Annotated in this window: 14 protein-coding genes; 2 read left to right on the top strand and 12 right to left on the bottom strand. The window is 50.6% G+C overall.

Annotation, left to right across the window (positions count from 1 at the left end; translation table 11 throughout):
• From AB1N33_RS10670 to rplK, 10 genes are all read right to left on the bottom strand, one after another.
• On the bottom strand, positions 1-359 hold a 359-nt coding region (locus AB1N33_RS10670; protein WP_411271533.1), incomplete at its 3' end, for a GTP-binding protein.
• 63 nt (positions 360-422) lie between these two features.
• Positions 423-2525 (bottom strand): elongation factor G, encoded by a 2103-nt coding sequence (gene fusA, locus AB1N33_RS10665; RefSeq protein WP_411271532.1) that lies wholly within the window; start codon positions 2523-2525, stop codon positions 423-425.
• A 26-nt stretch (positions 2526-2551) separates the two neighbouring features.
• Complete coding sequence (rpsG, locus tag AB1N33_RS10660) at positions 2552-3022, bottom strand: 30S ribosomal protein S7 (protein WP_216027064.1); 471 nt, start codon at positions 3020-3022, stop codon at positions 2552-2554.
• A gap of 78 nt (positions 3023-3100) precedes the next feature.
• On the bottom strand, positions 3101-3475 hold the full coding sequence (rpsL, locus tag AB1N33_RS10655) for a 30S ribosomal protein S12 (protein ID WP_071980814.1): 375 nt from the start codon (positions 3473-3475) through the stop codon (positions 3101-3103).
• A gap of 295 nt (positions 3476-3770) precedes the next feature.
• Positions 3771-7949 (bottom strand): DNA-directed RNA polymerase subunit beta', encoded by a 4179-nt coding sequence (gene rpoC, locus AB1N33_RS10650; RefSeq protein WP_411271531.1) that lies wholly within the window; start codon positions 7947-7949, stop codon positions 3771-3773.
• Positions 7950-8029: 80 nt separating this feature from the next.
• Positions 8030-12058, bottom strand: a complete 4029-nt coding sequence (gene rpoB / locus AB1N33_RS10645; protein ID WP_411271530.1) for a DNA-directed RNA polymerase subunit beta — start codon at positions 12056-12058, stop codon at positions 8030-8032.
• A 284-nt stretch (positions 12059-12342) separates the two neighbouring features.
• The gene (rplL, locus tag AB1N33_RS10640; protein ID WP_411271529.1) at positions 12343-12717 is read right to left on the bottom strand and encodes a 50S ribosomal protein L7/L12; all 375 of its coding nucleotides are present in this window, start codon (positions 12715-12717) and stop codon (positions 12343-12345) included.
• Between the two features lie 56 nt (positions 12718-12773).
• Positions 12774-13292, bottom strand: a complete 519-nt coding sequence (gene rplJ, locus AB1N33_RS10635; RefSeq protein ID WP_411271528.1) for a 50S ribosomal protein L10 — start codon at positions 13290-13292, stop codon at positions 12774-12776.
• Positions 13293-13582: 290 nt separating this feature from the next.
• Positions 13583-14278 (bottom strand): 50S ribosomal protein L1, encoded by a 696-nt coding sequence (gene rplA / locus AB1N33_RS10630; RefSeq protein WP_411271527.1) that lies wholly within the window; start codon positions 14276-14278, stop codon positions 13583-13585.
• 4 nt (positions 14279-14282) lie between these two features.
• The gene (gene rplK / locus AB1N33_RS10625; RefSeq protein WP_411271526.1) at positions 14283-14711 is read right to left on the bottom strand and encodes a 50S ribosomal protein L11; all 429 of its coding nucleotides are present in this window, start codon (positions 14709-14711) and stop codon (positions 14283-14285) included.
• A gap of 259 nt (positions 14712-14970) precedes the next feature.
• Here rplK and AB1N33_RS10620 point away from each other — a divergent pair, with 259 nt between their 5' ends.
• A complete protein-coding gene (locus tag AB1N33_RS10620) occupies positions 14971-15156 on the top strand; it encodes a hypothetical protein (RefSeq protein WP_411271525.1) in 186 nt (61 codons plus the stop codon).
• Positions 15140-15364, top strand: a complete 225-nt coding sequence (locus AB1N33_RS10615) for a hypothetical protein (protein WP_411271524.1) — start codon at positions 15140-15142, stop codon at positions 15362-15364. The genes AB1N33_RS10620 and AB1N33_RS10615 overlap by 17 nt, the downstream gene beginning before the upstream one ends.
• A gap of 47 nt (positions 15365-15411) precedes the next feature.
• Here the strand turns inward: AB1N33_RS10615 and nusG are convergent, their stop codons facing one another.
• Together nusG and secE are read right to left on the bottom strand one after the other, a co-directional pair.
• Entirely contained in the window at positions 15412-15957 is a 546-nt protein-coding gene (gene nusG / locus AB1N33_RS10610) for a transcription termination/antitermination protein NusG (protein ID WP_411271523.1), read from the bottom strand.
• Between the two features lie 3 nt (positions 15958-15960).
• Positions 15961-16338, bottom strand: coding sequence for a preprotein translocase subunit SecE (secE, locus tag AB1N33_RS10605; RefSeq protein WP_411271522.1), 378 nt, complete (start codon positions 16336-16338; stop codon positions 15961-15963).
• Positions 16339-16344 lie beyond the last annotated feature (6 nt).

Below are 16344 nucleotides of genomic sequence, written 5' to 3'. Positions count from 1 at the left end.
ATGTGCTCACGAGTCTGAGGCATAGGACCATCAGTCGCCGCTACTACCAGGATCGCGCCGTCCATCTGAGCAGCACCTGTGATCATGTTCTTAACGTAGTCAGCGTGTCCAGGACAGTCTACGTGCGCGTAGTGGCGGGTAGGCGTGTCGTATTCTACGTGTGAAGTAGAGATGGTGATACCACGTGCTTTTTCTTCAGGTGCGTTGTCGATCATGTCGAACGCTTTTGCAGAACCACCGTAAGTCTTAGCCAGAACAGTAGTGATCGCTGCAGTCAGAGTGGTTTTACCGTGGTCAACGTGGCCGATTGTACCCACGTTTACGTGGGGTTTCGTACGTTCAAACTTTTCTTTTGCCATTTTTCTCGTTTCCTAAGTTAAAAGTCCGACCCAATATAGACCGGACCGAACCTTCATTAAGATTTAGATTCGTGCTTCAATAATTGCCTGCGCCACATTATTAGGCGCCTCAGAGTAATTGAAGAACTCCATTGAGTACGACGCTCTGCCCTGCGTCTGAGAACGCAAGTCAGTGGCGTACCCGAACATCTCAGAAAGTGGCACCTTCGCGCGGATTATCTTAATACCCGCTGCGCCCTCTTCCATACCTTCGATCATGCCGCGACGACGGTTGAGGTCACCAACAACATCACCCATCCAGTCTTCTGGAGTTGTTACTTCAACTTTCATAATGGGCTCAAGTAATACAGGATTGGCTTCCGCACACCCCTTTTTGAAACCCATTGAGCCGGCGATCTTAAACGCCATTTCAGAAGAGTCAACATCATGGTAGGAACCATCAAATAAGGATACCTTTACATCCAGCACCGGGTAGCCGGCCAGGACACCATTTTGCATCTGCTCCTGAATCCCTTTGTCAACCGACGGGATGAACTCTTTCGGTACTACACCACCGACGATTTCATTGACAAACTCGTAGCCCGCGCCTTCTTCCTGAGGCTCGATACGCAGCCAGACGTGACCAAATTGTCCACGACCGCCTGACTGACGGACAAACTTACCTTCAACTTCCACAGACTTGCGGATAGTCTCGCGATAGGCAACCTGGGGTTTACCCACGTTACATTCGACTTTGAATTCGCGTTTCATGCGATCGACAATGATATCAAGGTGGAGTTCACCCATACCGGAGATAATCGTCTGGCCGGTTTCATCATCGGTCTTAACCTGGAACGACGGGTCTTCAGCCGCCAGCTTGCTAAGCGCAATCCCCATTTTTTCCTGGTCAGCCTGAGACTTAGGCTCTACCGCAATAGAGATTACCGGATCCGGGAAGTCCATGCGTTCAAGCGTAATGACGTGATTCGGGTCGCACAGCGTATCCCCGGTGGTCACATCTTTCAGGCCAATTGCCGCAGCGATATCGCCTGCACGAACTTCTTTAATTTCTTCACGGTCTTTAGAGTGCATCTGCACAATACGGCCAAAACGTTCACGTTTGCCTTTAACCGGGTTGTATACCGTGTCACCGGTGTTTACCACACCTGAGTAACAACGGAAGAATGTGAGTGTACCGACAAACGGGTCGGTCGCAATTTTAAACGCCAGCGCAGAAAACGGCTCGGCATCATCGGCCTTTCTGGTCGCTTCGGTTTCTTTACCGTCATCCAGAATACCGGTAATCGGTTTTACTTCTGTCGGAGACGGCAGATACTGAATAACGGCATCAAGCACAGCCTGAACACCTTTATTCTTAAATGCACTGCCACAGGTCGCCAGTACAATTTCATTGTTCAGCGTGCGGGTACGCAGGCCCTGAACAATTTCTTCTTCGCTGAGGTCTTCCCCTTCCAGGTATTTCTCCATCAGCGCTTCGTTCGCTTCAGCAGCCGCTTCGATCATCTCGTTGCGATACTCCTGAGCTTTGTCCAGATACTCAGCCGGGATGTCTTCATACGAGAAGGTCATGCCCATATCTTCACTGTTCCAGTTAATCGCCTTCATTTTGATCAGGTCGATTACACCACGGAACTCATCTTCTGTGCCGATATTTAACTGAATAGGGACACAGTTGGCGCCAAGACGCTTGCGGATTTGACCCACAACGCGTTCAAAATCAGCGCCTGCCCGGTCCATCTTGTTGACGAACACCAGGCGAGGCACTTCATATTTGTCAGCCTGACGCCAGACTGTTTCTGATTGAGGCTCTACCCCGGAAGACCCGCAGAACACAACAACGGCACCGTCGAGCACGCGCAGAGAACGTTCAACTTCAATCGTGAAGTCTACGTGTCCCGGTGTATCAATGATATTGATACGGTGCTGATCGAATTGCTGCTGCATACCAGACCAGAAACAGGTTGTCGCGGCAGACGTGATAGTAATACCACGCTCCTGCTCTTGCTCCATCCAGTCCATGGTGGCTGCACCGTCATGCACTTCACCGATTTTATGAGACAGTCCTGTATAAAACAGAACACGCTCAGTGGTCGTGGTTTTACCCGCGTCCACGTGAGCAACAATACCGATATTCCGATACCGCTCAATCGAGGTCTTACGAGGCATACATCTCTCTCAGTTATTAACGCTAATTACCAGCGATAGTGAGCGAACGCTTTGTTCGCTTCGGCCATACGGTGTACGTCTTCACGCTTCTTAACCGCTGAACCTTTATTATCTGCTGCATCAAGCATTTCAGCTGCCAGGCGCTGAGCCATGGACTTCTCACCACGTTTACGGGCCGCTTCTACCAACCAACGCATACCCAGTGCGTTACGACGTACAGGGCGTACTTCTACAGGTACCTGATAAGTAGAACCACCTACACGACGAGACTTAACCTCAACGGTAGGGCGGATGTTGTCCAGTGCATCTTCGAACACATCCAGGTGTGCCTTGCCGGTTTTTTCAGCAACAATATCAAGCGCACCGTAAACGATTTTTTCAGCAACTGATTTCTTGCCGTCGAGCATTACGACATTCATGAATTTTGCAAGCAGTTGTGAACCGAACTTCGGTTCAGGTAGGATTTTTCTTTGACCTACGACTCTTCTTCTTGGCATTTTCTATTCTCCGTATGAATTCAGGGTGTTCCCAAAACTCGTTAACTAAATTAGTTTGGCCTTACTAACGGAGAACCGTTAAGACTTGGGCCGCTTCGCGCCGTACTTAGAACGCGCTTGTTTGCGATCGTTAACGCCAGCACAGTCAAGCGTACCGCGAACTGTGTGATAACGAACACCTGGCAGGTCTTTTACACGACCGCCACGGATAAGAACAACACTGTGCTCCTGCAGGTTGTGGCCTTCACCACCGATGTATGAAGAAACTTCAAAACCGTTGGTCAGACGCACACGGCAGACTTTACGCAGTGCAGAGTTTGGTTTCTTAGGCGTAGTAGTATATACACGAGTACATACACCACGTCTTTGCGGGCAAGCTTGCAGGGCAGCAACGTTGCTTTTCTCAACGGGCTTTCTGCGCGGCTTACGCACTAACTGGTTAACTGTTGCCATTAACTAGCTCCTGATTAAAAACTACAAAAACCCGAACATCAGGTTCGGGTCATCTTGTTACGACTTTTTTACCCTTTGAATGAACATCCTGTGCTCGTCAGGATTACGCAGGGCATAAATAAAAAACCGCGCCCGGTTTCGCTGCCATTTCAGGCTCTCAAAATTCGGGTCGCGGAATAGTAATGATCAAAGTACCACCTGTCAAGCTGTACAAAGCATAACCACCAGATTCGGTGCGCTGTGCTGGCAACTATTCAGGGCATCCGGGGGCTGTTGTCAGCCCCCGATTAAACCATTACTCGTCAGCAGATGACGCGTCGTTAGCGTCGGCATTCAGCGCTTCGGTCAGTGCCTGTTCTGCCTGAGCAGCAGATACTGACATTTCTTCGATAGCCTGAATACGCTTCTGCGCACGGCGTTCGTGGTAGGCGAAACCGGTACCGGCCGGGATCAGACGTCCCACGATAACGTTTTCTTTCAGACCACGAAGGTCGTCTTCTTTACCCTGTACCGCTGCTTCAGTCAGTACGCGGGTTGTTTCCTGGAACGAGGCCGCAGAGATAAACGACTCAGTCGACAGTGATGCTTTGGTAATACCCAGCAGCTGTGTCTCGTACTGTGCCGGCATCTTGCCTTGTTTTTCCAGTTCGCGGTTAGCCACTTTAACGTGTGACACTTCAACCTGCTCACCTTCGAGGAACTGGCTGTCGCCCGGCTGGGTGATAATACACTTACGCAGCATCTGGCGAATGACCACTTCGATGTGCTTATCGTTAATTTTTACACCCTGCAGACGGTACACTTCCTGTACCTCGTTCACGATATAGTTAGATACCGCTGAGATGCCACGCAGACGCAGAATATCGTGTGGTGACTCCGGACCGTCGGCGATAACTTCACCTTTCTCGACCTTCTCACCTTCAAACACGTTCAGCTGACGCCACTTAGGAATCATCTCTTCGTAAGCTTCACCTTCAGCAGGCGTAATCACCAGACGACGCTTACCTTTGGTTTCTTTACCGAAGCCGATAGTACCGCTGATCTCAGCAAGGATAGCCGGCTCTTTTGGCTTACGCGCTTCGAACAGGTCAGCAACACGTGGCAGACCACCGGTGATATCACGGGTCTTCGAGCTTTCCTGAGGAATACGTGCCAGTACGTCACCTTCATTCGCAACCTTACCTTCAGCCGCCTCAATGGTGGTGAAGCTTGGCAGACGAATTTCCTGCAGACCAAACTCTTCGCTCTCGAGGATCAGCTTAGGCTCTTTGGCGTTAACCTTGGCCAGGTCTTTAACCACGATACGGGTCAGACCGGTCAGCTCGTCCTGCTGTGTCTCGGTGTTTGAGTCATCCAGGTCAGCAAAGGTAATCTTCGCTGCTTTCTCAGTGATAATCGGGTGGCTGTGCGGATCCCATCCGGCGACGATATCGCCAGCCTGAACCGCCGCACCGTCGTCTACGGTCAGAACGGCACCATAAGGCACTTTATAGCGTTCTTTCTCGCGACCCTGATCATCAATCACGGTCAGTTCAGTTGAGCGCGATACGATAACCACTTTGTCGTCTGAGTTACGTACATACTTCGCGTTGTGCAGTTTCAGGCTACCAGAAGTTTTCACCTGTACGCTGTTTTCAGCAGATGCCCGCGATGCCGCACCACCAATGTGGAACGTACGCATGGTCAGCTGTGTACCAGGCTCACCGATTGACTGTGCTGCAATAACACCCACGGCTTCACCTTTACCGACGATGTTACCGCGGGCAAGGTCACGACCGTAACAGTTCGCACACACACCAAAGTCGTTGTCACAGGTGATAACCGAACGTACCTGTACCTGGTCAACGGAGTTGGCTTCGAGCATATCTACCAGCGCTTCGTCCAGCAGCGTATTACGCTCAACCAGTACTTCGTCAGTACCTGGCTTGAATACGTCTTCAGAAACAACACGACCCAGTACGCGCTCACGCAGCGGCTCAACAACATCACCACCTTCAATCAGCGGTGTCATGGTTACCCCTTCGAACGTGCCACAGTCAGAGTTGGTGATAACCAAATCTTGGGCAACGTCTACCAGACGACGGGTCAGATAACCTGAGTTCGCTGTCTTCAGTGCGGTATCGGCAAGACCCTTACGCGCACCGTGGGTTGAGATGAAGTACTGCAGTACGTTCAGACCTTCACGGAAGTTTGCGGTAATTGGCGTTTCAATGATTGAGCCATCCGGCTTCGCCATCAGACCACGCATACCAGCCAGCTGACGAATCTGTGCAGCACTACCACGAGCACCCGAGTCGGCCATCATATAAACCGAGTTGAAAGACTGCTGTTCTTCTTCCTCGCCATCTTTGTTGATAACGATGTCGGTCTTCAGGTTATCCATCATCGCCTTAGCGACTTTTTCGTTCGCGTTTGACCAGATGTCGATAACTTTGTTGTAACGTTCACCGGCAGTAACAAGACCGTTCTGGAACTGTTCCTGGATCTCGATAACTTCCGCTTCTGCCGCTTCAACGATGTCTTTCTTCGCTTCCGGAATAACCATGTCATCAATACCGACCGACGCACCCGCGATCATCGCGTAGTGGAAACCGGTATACATGATTTGGTCAGCCGCGATCACGGTGTCTTTCAGACCCAGTGTGCGGTAACACTCGTTAAGCAGCTTAGAAATCTGCTTCTTACCCATCGCCTGGTTGATCAGCTCGAATGGCAGACCTTTAGGCAGGATAAGTGAGAAAATAGCACGACCAACCGTCGTATCAGTCAGCGTAACACGCTCAGTCTTGGTGCCGTCTTCTGCTACGTCGTATTCGGTGATACGCACTTTAACGCGTGAGTGCAGTTCAGCATTACCGGTACGGTACGCTTTTTCTGCTTCGTTCGGGCTGGTAAATACCATGCCTTCACCAACGCCATTCACTTTGTCACGGGTCAGGTAATACAGACCCAGTACAACGTCCTGAGACGGTACGATGATTGGCTCACCGTTCGCAGGTGACAGGATGTTGTTGGTTGACATCATCAGCGCACGCGCTTCAAGCTGTGCTTCGATAGTCAGCGGTACGTGTACCGCCATCTGGTCACCGTCGAAGTCAGCGTTATAGGCCGCACACACCAGTGGGTGCAGCTGAATGGCTTTACCTTCGATCAGGGTAGGTTCAAACGCCTGGATACCCAGACGGTGCAGTGTTGGTGCACGGTTCAGCAGTACCGGATGTTCACGGATCACTTCGTCCAGAACGTCCCATACTTCCGGCGCTTCACGCTCTACCAGTTTCTTCGCAGCTTTAATAGTTGTGGCAAGACCACGACCTTCCAGCTTGCCGTAGATAAACGGCTTGAACAGTTCCAGTGCCATTTTCTTAGGCAGACCACACTGATGCAGACGCAGCGTAGGGCCAACGGTGATTACCGAACGGCCTGAGTAGTCAACACGCTTACCCAGCAGGTTCTGACGGAAACGGCCCTGCTTACCTTTAATCATGTCGGCAAGTGATTTCAGAGGACGTTTGTTTGAGCCGGTAATGGCACGACCACGACGACCGTTATCCAGCAGCGCATCAACTGCTTCCTGCAGCATACGTTTTTCGTTACGTACGATGATATCAGGTGCCGCCAGGTCAAGCAGACGCTTCAGACGGTTGTTACGGTTGATAACACGGCGATACAGATCGTTCAGGTCAGACGTTGCGAAACGGCCACCATCCAGTGGTACCAACGGACGTAAGTCAGGCGGCAGAACCGGCAGCACGGTCATGATCATCCACTCAGGCTTATTGCCTGACTGCTGGAATGATTCAAGCAGCTTCAGACGCTTGGTGATCTTCTTACGCTTGGTTTCAGAGTTAATGCTTGGCAGCTCTTCACGCATTGCAGCAACATCGGCGTCAACGTCCAGTACTTTCAGCAGATCGAATACTGCCTCGGCACCCATTTTCGCTTCGAACTCGTCGCCGTGCTCTTCCAGTGCGTCAAGGTACTCTTCCTCAGTCAGCAGCTGGCTGCGCTCAAGGGTAGTCAGACCAGGCTCGGTCACAACATAAGATTCAAAATACAGTACGCGCTCAATATCACGCAGCGTCATGTCCAGCATCAGACCGATACGTGACGGCAGTGATTTCAAGAACCAGATGTGGGCAACCGGGCTGGCCAGTTCGATGTGACCCATACGCTCACGACGTACTTTAGTCAGGGTCACTTCTACACCACACTTCTCACAGATAACACCACGGTGCTTCAGGCGCTTATACTTTCCACACAGACACTCGTAGTCCTTAACAGGACCGAAGATACGTGCACAGAAAAGACCGTCACGCTCAGGCTTGAACGTACGGTAGTTAATCGTTTCAGGCTTTTTCACTTCGCCATATGACCATGAGCGGATCATATCCGGCGACGCAAGACCAATTCGGATATTATCGAATTCTTCCGTCTTGTTTTGTTGCTTTAGAAACTTTAATAAGTCTTTCACATTACTCTCCCGGCGGAGTCAGTTTCTCAAAGCCCGGCCGTAGCCGGGCAATCTCAAGTCAGTTCGTCGCGAAACGCGGCTTAATCTTCTTCCAGCTCGATGTTGATACCCAGCGAGCGGATTTCCTTAAGCAACACGTTGAATGATTCCGGCATGCCCGGCTCCATTCTGTGATCGCCATCGACGATATTCTTGTACATCTTCGTACGACCGTTTACGTCGTCCGATTTCACTGTCAGCATTTCCTGCAGGGTATAGGCCGCACCGTATGCTTCCAGGGCCCACACTTCCATCTCACCGAAGCGCTGACCACCGAACTGTGCTTTACCACCCAGCGGCTGCTGTGTAACCAGACTGTAAGAACCGGTTGAACGTGCGTGCATCTTGTCATCAACCAGGTGGTTGAGCTTCAGCATGTACATGTAACCTACCGTTACCGGACGTTCAAAGGCACGACCCGTACGACCGTCAAACAGAGTAATCTGACCGCTCTCTGGCAGGTCAGCCAGCTTGAGCATTTCTTTAATTTCAGACTCACGCGCACCGTCAAACACAGGCGTCGCAACAGGCAGACCTTTACGCAGGTTATCAGCCAGACGCAGAACTTCGTCATCAGAGAAGCTGTCGATATCGACTTCCTGATGATTTTCGCCCAGCGAATACACCTCTTTCAGGAAGCCGCGCAGCTTGGCCAGCTCTTCCTGCTCTTTCAGCATGCGGTCGATTTTCACACCGATACCGTTAGCCGCCATACCCAGGTGGGTCTCGAGGATCTGACCGATGTTCATACGCGACGGTACACCCAGCGGGTTGAGTACGATATCAACTGGCGTGCCGTTCTCGTCGTAAGGCATATCTTCAACCGGAACGATGGTTGAGATAACACCTTTGTTACCGTGACGACCGGCCATCTTGTCACCAGGCTGAATGTGACGCTTCACGGCCAGGTAAACTTTAACGATCTTCAGTACGCCAGGGGCAAGGTCATCGCCCTGAGTGATTTTGCGACGCTTCGCCTCGAATTTCTTGTCGAAGTCCGCTTTGATTTCGTCATGCTGCTCAGCAATCTGATCCAGTTCCAGCTGAGCGTCTTCGTCTTTCAGCGGGATTTCGAACCATTTTTCGCGTGGCATGCTGTCCAGTTTTGACTGATCAACACCAGCGCGCAGCAGGGCATTTTGTGCACGGGCAAAAATACCGTCAGCCAGAATATTGAATTCGTCTGACAGGTCTTTCTTCACCTGACGCAGCTGCATGTCTTCGATTTCAAGCGCACGCTTGTCTTTTTCCACGCCATCGCGGGTAAAGACCTGTACGTCGATTACGGTACCGTGAACAGAGTTAGGTACACGCAGTGACGTATCTTTTACGTCAGACGCTTTTTCACCGAAGATCGCTCTTAGCAGTTTTTCTTCTGGCGTCAGCTGGGTTTCACCCTTAGGTGTTACCTTACCAACCAGAATGTCACCGCCTTTCACTTCGGCACCGATGTAAACCACACCAGATTCGTCAAGTTTAGACAGCGCAGACTCACCCACATTAGGAATATCCGCAGAAATCTCTTCTGGCCCCAGCTTGGTATCACGTGCGATACAGCTCAGTTCCTGGATGTGGATAGTAGTGAAACGGTCTTCCTGGGCAACACGCTCTGAAATCAGAATCGAGTCTTCGAAGTTGTAACCATTCCACGGCATGAATGCGATACGCATGTTCTGACCCAGTGCAAGTTCGCCCAGATCAGTAGACGGACCGTCAGCCAGTACATCGCCAGCAACAATCGGATCACCGACGTTACAGGTTGGACGCTGGTTGATACACGTGTTCTGGTTAGAACGGGTGTACTTGGTCAGGTTGTAGATGTCGATACCCGCTTCACCCGGGAACATCTCATCTTCGTTAACCTTGATAACGATACGGCTGGCGTCAACGTAGTCAACAGTACCGCCACGTTTTGCAACAACCGTTACGCCTGAGTCAACCGCAATGGTTTTCTCCATACCGGTACCAACCAGCGGCTTGTCAGCACGCAGTGTAGGTACAGCCTGACGTTGCATGTTGGCACCCATCAGTGCACGGTTGGCGTCATCGTGCTCAAGGAACGGAATGATGCTGGCCGCGATCGACACGATTTGCTGTGGCGACACGTCCATGTATTTAATTTCTTCTTTTGGCATCAGCGTGGTTTCACCACGGTGACGGCAAGGGATCAGATCATCAACCAGTTCGCCCGCTTCTGTCAGCGCTACGTTCGCCTGAGCGATCGCATACTGGCCTTCTTCGATGGCAGACAGGTAATCGATTTCATCAGTAACCACACCGTCAACAATGCGACGGAACGGCGTTTCCAGGAAACCGAAATCGTTAGTACGGGCAAAACTTGCCAGTGAGTTGATCAGACCGATGTTTGGTCCTTCCGGTGTCTCAATTGGACACAGACGACCGTAGTGAGTTGGGTGAACGTCACGCACCTCAAAGCCGGCACGCTCACGAGTCAGACCACCCGGACCAAGTGCAGAGATACGACGCTTGTGCGTTACCTCAGACAGCGGGTTGTTCTGGTCCATAAACTGAGACAGCTGAGAAGAACCGAAGAACTCTTTTACCGCCGCAGAGATTGGCTTCGCGTTGATCAGATCCTGTGGCATTACCGCATCCAGATCGCCCAGGCTCAGACGCTCTTTAACAGCACGCTCAACACGGACCAGACCGACACGGAACTGGTTCTCTGCCATTTCACCGACAGAACGGATACGACGGTTACCCAGGTGATCGATATCGTCCACCTCGTCTTTACCGTCACGGATCATGATCAGCTGTTTCATTACAGCGATAATGTCTTCTTTGTCCAGCGTGCCAGGACCGGTCAGTTCATCACGGCCAAGACGACGGTTGAACTTCATGCGTCCAACAGAAGACAGGTCATAACGTTCTTCAGAGAAGAACAGGTTGTCAAACAGGGCTTCAGCAGCGTCTTTTGTTGGTGGTTCACCAGGACGCATCATGCGATAAATTTCAACCAGCGCTTCTAAGCGGTTGGTGGTTGAATCAATGCGCAGGGTGTCTGAAATGTAAGCACCGTGATCAAGTTCATTGATGTACAGTGTTTCGAATTCTTTGATACCCGCCTGGCTCAGTTCAGCGATCAATTCCAGCGTCACTTCATCGTTTGCGTTTACGATGACTTCGCCAGTTTCTTCGTTGACATAAGTCGCTGCGAATACACGGCCAACCAGATACTCAGCAGGTACTTCCAGCTCAGTAATGTTGGCTTTTTCAAGGCTGCGGGTATGGCGTGCAGAAATACGACGGCCGGTTTCAACCAGCACGTTACCGTCGGCATCCAGAATGTCGAACTGAGCAGTTTCACCACGCAGACGATCGGGTACCACTTCCATCATCAGACGGTCGTCGGCAATACGTACCTGTACTTTGTCGAAGAACGTATCGAGGATCTCTTCTGTCGACATTTCCAGCGCGCGCAGAATAATAGAAGCAGGCAGTTTGCGACGGCGGTCAATGCGGACAAACAGATTATCTTTCGGGTCGAATTCGAAATCCAGCCACGAACCACGGTAAGGGATAACACGTGCGTTGTACAGTACCTTACCAGAAGAGTGCGTTTTGCCTTTATCGTGATCGAAGAATACACCAGGTGAACGGTGCAGCTGCGATACGATAACACGCTCAGTACCATTGATGACAAAGGTGCCGTTTTCCGTCATCAGCGGAATTTCACCCATGTACACTTCTTGTTCTTTAATGTCTTTTACGGTACCAGGTGCAGCTTCTTTATCAAACAGAACCAGACGCAGTTTTACTCTTAACGGTGCTGAGTAAGTGACACCACGGATTTGACACTCTTTGACGTCAAAAACTGGCTCACCCAGGCGATAGCTAACATACTGCAGCTCTGAGTTGCCTGAATAACTTTTTATCGGGAAGACAGAACGAAACGCTGCTTCCAGACCGTATTGAGCGTCGGAATCAACCTCAATGAATTTTTTGAAGGAATCAAGCTGAATTGAAAGAAGGTATGGAATTTCCAATACCTGAGGGCGTTTGCCAAAATCCTTACGGATACGTTTCTTTTCGCTATAAGAGTAAACCATGGGTTCCTCAGCCTGCTGATTTATGACCCAACCTGCTGCCTGGCGCTTTGCGCACACAAACAACAAACTTCCACGACCCTTTTCCGGGCAATTTCACCAGCATATAACAAAAACTGAACAATTATTAGTAACTGTTTGGTTTTTGTGCTGATTTTAATTTCCCGGTGCTGCGCTTTGGTAAACAGTCAAGGGTTAGAAACTGTACACCTTACAGCGCAAAAAGGCTGGTGGTCAATAAAACCACCAGCCTTGCCGTTTCAGGCAGGTAATCTGATTAATTCAGATTACTTGATTTCAACTTCTGCACCAGCTTCTTCAAGCTCTTTCTTCAGTGCTTCAGCTTCATCTTTGCTTACGCCTTCTTTGATAGCTTTAGGAGCAGACTCAACTACTTCTTTCGCTTCTTTCAGGCCAAGACCAGTCGCGCCGCGAACTGCCTTGATAACTGCAACTTTGTTCGCGCCGAATGAAGTCATTACAACGTCGAATTCAGTCTTTTCTTCTGCAGCTTCAGCAGCAGCAGCAGGACCAGCAGCTACTGCAACAGCAGCAGTTGCTTCAACGCCGAATTTTTCTTCAGCTGCTTCGATCAGCTCAACCAGTTCCATTACTGGCATTTCAGCGATCGCGTTCAAGATATCTTCTTTGGTTAGAGCCATTTCTCTAAACTCCTGGGTTTAATGTGTTAAAAAAATCAATATGCCAAAAACGCCAATTACTTGGTGTCTTTGATCGCCGCCAATACGCGCACAAACTTGGTAGGCACTTCGTTGATAGTCTGAACGAATTTGCCAACCGGTGCTTTGAAGGTTGCAAGAAGTTTTGCAAGTGCTTCGTCGCGAGTCGGAAGAGAAGCCACTGCATCCAGTTTTTCTGGACCAAGCAGGCCGCTACCGATAGACAGTGCTGTTACTTTCAGCTTATCGTTTTGCTTCGCATAGTCTTTGAAAAGACGCGCCGCACCACCTGGTGCGTCAATAGAGAAGCCGTAGATAAGCGGGCCAGTAAGCGCGCTGTCCAAGTCTGCAAATTTACTGTCTGCCAGAGCACGTTTCGCAAGCGTGTTACGGATAACCTTAAGGTATACGCCTTGCTCACGAGCTTTAACGCGCAGGTCAGTCAGTTCTGCAACTTCCATCCCACGGTATTCAGCGACGGCAACGGATAGAGCGCGAGATGCAACATCGGAAACCTCTGCTACGATCTCTTTTTTTGCTGCTAAACCTAGTGCCACTGAGTTCACCTCTTTTAATCTGACATCGACGGCTCGCGCCGTTGTTGTCAGGGTTCACAGATTGATGCTCACACAATGTGAACACCGCTCCACGGTGTTTGTTTTCCCAGAGAGTCTGAGTCAAACCACCGTCTGCGCAGGTTTTACTATTAAGTTGCAACTCAATGCAGAAGTTCTCTTACCTCTTCTGCGTGCAACACCTGCGGTCTTGGACGGGAGTCACTATTCAAAGAACAGCAACTCCAACCCATATTTATAACGAGAAACCGGGTGAGTAACCCGGCAGGGTATTAAAGACCTACAGAAGCCTTGTCCAGTGTCACGCCTGCGCCCATAGTGGTGCTCAGAGACACTTTCTTGATGTATGTACCTTTCGCAGAAGAAGGCTTTGCTTTCTTCAGTGCGTCAAGCAGGGCTTCCAGGTTTTCCTGAATCTGGTTTGCTTCGAACGCAATCTTACCAATGCTGGCATGAATGATACCGTTCTTGTCGTTACGGTAGCGAACCTGACCGGCTTTTGCGTTCTTAACCGCCGTTGCAACGTCAGGCGTTACAGTGCCGGTTTTAGGGTTAGGCATCAGGCCACGTGGACCAAGAATCTGACCCAGCTGACCAACTACACGCATCGCGTCAGGGCTGGCAACCACTACGTCAAAGTTCATTTCGCCTTTCTTGACCTGTTCAGCCAGGTCTTCCATACCAACGATGTCAGCACCAGCTTCTTTCGCTGCGTCTGCGTTTGCACCCTGGGTGAAAACTGCAACACGAACGTCTTTACCAGTACCGTTAGGCAGTACAGTCGCACCACGAACGTTCTGATCAGATTTCTTCGCGTCGATACCCAGGTTAACTGCAACGTCTACGCTTTCTGCAAACTTGGCAGTCGCCAGTTCTTTCAGCAGCGCAACCGCTTCGTTGATTTCGTATTCTTTAGCCGCATCGACTTTTTCGCGGATAAGGCGAGCGCGTTTCGTTAATTTAGCCATTCGATTAGTCCTCTACGTTCAAGCCCATTGCGCGAGCAGAACCCGCGATTGTGCGAACCGCTGCATCCAGAGTCGCTGCCGTCAGGTCAGGCTCTTTAGTTTTCGCGATTTCTTCCAGCTGAGCACGGGTAACGGTACCCACTTTCTCAGTGTTAGGACGGCCTGAACCGCTCTTGATGCCCGCTGCTTTTTTCAGCAGGTAAGAAGCTGGAGGCGTTTTTGTTTCGAATGTGAACGAACGGTCTTCGTAAACAGTAATTTCTACTGGAACCGGTGCACCTTTCTCAAGACTTTCAGTTTTTGCGTTGAAAGCCTTACAGAATTCCATGATGTTTACACCGTGCTGACCCAGTGCAGGACCAACCGGAGGACTTGGGTTAGCAGCACCCGCTGCAACCTGAAGCTTAATCAAGCCACTTACTTTTTTAGCCATTTTAATGCTCTCTTGTTTGGGTATAACGCCTCGCAGATACCGAGAATATCTGCTCAAACGGCTCCCCGTTTCCGTTTAAAAGGGCGCGCATTATATAAGGTGATTAAAACCTATGCAACCCCACAACGGACTAAATTTAACCATCGGTCAAAACAAAAAACCGGTATTCAGGTCAGCGGATAAAACCGCCGGCTCACTTATGCTTAATGAGCACGATAACCGTGCACTTCATTTCACTGATTGATAAAGGAAGAACATCATGAATACCATGACTGAATTAACCCATGAAGAATGTCATCAGGTTGGCGGAGGCTGGCTTGTCAGCTTCACCCTTTCCTATTTTGCCAGCAAGGCCATGGACAGCTACGCGGCCTGGGTACAGGGCGGCGCTGGCGGCTGGACCGTCGAGTTTAATCCGGATGGCTACCGTGATCCGCTCCTGTAGCCTGACACAGTGGGTCTGTCATACGCTGCTGGCCTACGGTCTGTCCAGGTTGACTGCGAAGACACTGGGCATCCCGCTTGTCAGTAATCCATTCCGGGTTGAGTTGCCGGTCGCTCTGGTGGATGTCAGCCTGTTCGCCGTCTGTTTTTTTATCGCAGGCGCTGGCCTTGCTGTGGTAGCGAAACTCAGGCGTTGGCACAGGCAATAAAAAAGAGCGCCAATGCGCTCTTTTTTGTAACTGTGAAGCTGGCCTGCTTAGCCTTTCTCGACCTGACCGAACTCCAGTTCGACCGGTGTAGAACGACCAAAGATCAGTACCGACACTTTTACGCGGCTCTTTTCGTAGTCGACTTCTTCGACCACACCGTTGAAATCTGCAAACGGACCGTCGATAACACGTACCACTTCGCCCGGCTCGAACAGCGTTTTTGGCTTTGGCTTGTCCACCGACTCTTCAAGACGGTTCAGGATAGCGTCTGCTTCTTTCTGAGAAATCGGCATTGGACGGTCAGACGTACCACCGATGAAACCCAGTACGCGCGGTACGCTTTTCACCAGGTGCCACGAATCTTCGTTCATTTCCATTTCAACCAGAACGTAACCCGGATAGAACTTACGCTCTGACTTACGCTTCTGGCCCGCACGCATTTCTACCACTTCTTCGGTCGGTACCAGTACCTGACCGAAGTAGTCTTCCATGCCGTGCATCTTGATGTATTCAAGCAGGGTTTTCTTTACGCGTGACTCGTACTGTGAATAGGCCTGAACCACGTACCATCTTTTCTTATTTTCTTCAGACATACGTTATGCTCCTATTCCTGTAACAAATCCAACAAAGCGTACCAGAATACCGTCAATCCCCCACAGGATCAGTGCCATCACCAGGGTCGCAGCCAGAACAATCAGGGTCGTCTGGTTGGCTTCCTGACGCGTAGGCCACACGACCTTGCGCACTTCAATGCGAGACTCTTTGGCAAAATTCAGGAACGTGCTGCCTTTCACTGTGGTTGCTGCGATAAACGCTGCGACAGCCACCACGACCACCGCAACCAGCGCGCGGTAAAGCACTGACACTTCGCCATATACGGTGTTCGCCGTTACCAGCCCTGCCAACAGGGCAAAGACGACCAGCCATTTCAACATGTCCATTGCGTTGGACTGATTTTCGGTTTTTTCGCTCATGTCACG

The sequence above is a fragment of the Alteromonas nitratireducens genome (assembly GCF_040812025.1).
Classification (GTDB): Bacteria; Pseudomonadota; Gammaproteobacteria; order Enterobacterales; family Alteromonadaceae; genus Alteromonas; species Alteromonas nitratireducens.
This window is presented reverse-complemented; position numbering and strand designations above follow the sequence as displayed.